Source organism: Candidatus Saccharimonadia bacterium (genome assembly GCA_035544015.1).
Classification (GTDB): domain Bacteria; phylum Patescibacteriota; class Saccharimonadia; order UBA4664; family UBA4664; genus UBA5169.
Map to the genome: position 1 here is coordinate 1 of DATKIP010000027.1, position 2,108 is coordinate 2,108.

The window sequence follows — 2,108 nt, forward strand, 5'->3', positions numbered from 1 at the left end:
AATGGATTGAAGAAATGCTTCAGAAATACGATTATCAAATGTTGGATTGTGAGTGCTTGACTCAGGTTGATGGAATCGGAGGTGGAAGACCATGAAAATCGGAGTTCTTATCAGTTTTTACGAGAATTTGGGATATTGTCAAATGTGGGGTATCCACTTAAAGCGGGACAGTGGGGTGTCGGTCATGTACGCTGAAGCACTGAATTCGGCCAAGAGTTCAGGCACGCTTCAGAGGACCGACCGACATGGGATTTTGGGACAAAAGCCTGCGCATTGTCAAATGTCTTTGTGACCACGGGAAGCAGAGTGTGCGTCGTCTTGCCGACAAAACAGGGTTGTCCAAAAGCGGCGTGCACCGTCTGCAACAGGCCATGGCGCGTCGAGGGGGCTATCCAGAGTCCTGGTTGTGGGAAACCGAGGACGGTCGGCAGTGGCTCACGCGCTTAGTGGTGGCCACCCTCTATACGTTCGGTCTCACGCGCGGCGTCGGGCTCGACACCATCAGCGCCTTTTTTGCTCGTCTGCGCCTTGAGTCGCAGATAGGGTGTTCTCCCACCGCCTTGCGCGGTATCATGCAGACGTTGGAGGCGATGATTCTGGAGACGGCGGCAGCGTGGGAGCAGGACGGGGTCGCGGCTGGCAAGATCCGCGACATCATTGGCGCCGTGGACGAAACCTTCTTGGAACACCTGATGTTAGTCTTTGAGGACGTGTCAACGGGATACCTGCTCCTGGAAACAGGAGCCGACGATCGCACCTACAACACGTGGAAAGCGGTGGTGGACCAACGACTGGCGGAGTTGGGAACGGGCGTGTGGTACGTAGTCAGTGACCGGGCGAAGGCTTTGATCCAACTTGCTGCACAGGGCCTCGAGTGCCTGAGTATGCCGGATTTCTTTCACTGGGTGCATGAGATCGTCAAGACCTATTCGCTGGCTATAGGTCGACGCGTGCGGCAAGCGCGCCAGGATCTCACGCACGCTGAGGAAGCCCTGGCACGCCACGTCGCACGGGCCTCCGCAGCGTCTCAGTGTCCAGAAGCCGAGGCCCGCGTGGCAGCCAAACAAGCGGCAGTGCAGCAATGGGAGGAGGTCCAACGGACCTACCGGCACCACCTCGAAACCCTCTCGCTGACGCTGCATCCCTTTGGCATTGCGGACTCCCTGCCACAGACCTCCGCCCAGGTCGAACACCGGCTCTCCACGGCCGTGGAGGCCATCGAAGCGTTAGCCGGTCGCCATCAACTGCCGGCACGGCCCGACGCCATGAAGAAGATCCGCTCTCAGCTCCCCGGGCTGGCCGCCCTGGTGGACTTCTGGTGGCAAGGGGTGCAACAGGACTTGGAGCCATTCGTGCTGTCGCCGAGGTGGCGCGAGTGGGTCCATGCGTCTCTCCTGCCCATGGTCTATTGGGAGCACCAGGTGGCGCGCACGCGTTGTCGCCGCCGTAAAGCCCAGATGCGCCAGGCCTTGGAAGCCGTGCGCATCGCGTTTGAGCGGCACCCCGTCACCCTGCGGCTGGCTCCCCACATCTGCGCGGAGTGGACAGCGTGGGCACTCGACCGGGTCAAAAGCTTTCAGCGCACCTCGTCGGCCGTCGAAGGGCGCAACGGCTTTCTGTCACAAATGCAGCACAATCAGCGGGGCTTGCCGAAGCAGCGCTACAAGGTCTGGACCGTCCTCCATAATTTCGATGGTCACGCAGCGGATGGCACGACACCCGCAGCGCGCTTTTTCAGACGGACATTCCCCGATCTCTTTGAAACGGTGTTATCCCATATCGAGGTCTTGCCGCGGGCTCGACAACGCAAAGACGAGGTCGCGTTATGTCACTGAAAGCAAAACGTGTCCCGCTTTAAGTGGATACCCCCATTTCATAAGTTCGCTACCAGTAATCCTGCGGAGCGCTTGTAAGGCCTGGGTGGATAGAGAGCCCGTGCAAATCGTTGCGGCCGAGGACTAAACCACGCCCGTCCCTCACGGCGCTGGCGACGGGTTTGGCTAAAAGGGGTGGCCCGCACCAAGGGTTGTCCTGTAAAGGTCCACCGATAGGGGTGCGCGTGGTGCGTGTTGTAGATTTCCATATAGTCACCCAGACGCGTTTCAAAG

1 protein-coding gene is annotated in these 2,108 nt (G+C 59.3%); it reads left to right on the forward strand.

The annotated features are described in order from the left end of the window. Positions 1 to 245: 245 nt before the first annotated feature. Positions 246 to 1,835: a DUF6399 domain-containing protein gene (locus tag VMT30_02235; GenBank protein HVQ43761.1), complete on the forward strand. Its 1,590-nt coding sequence runs from the start codon at positions 246 to 248 to the stop codon at positions 1,833 to 1,835. The last annotated feature ends 273 nt before the right edge of the window (positions 1,836 to 2,108 follow it).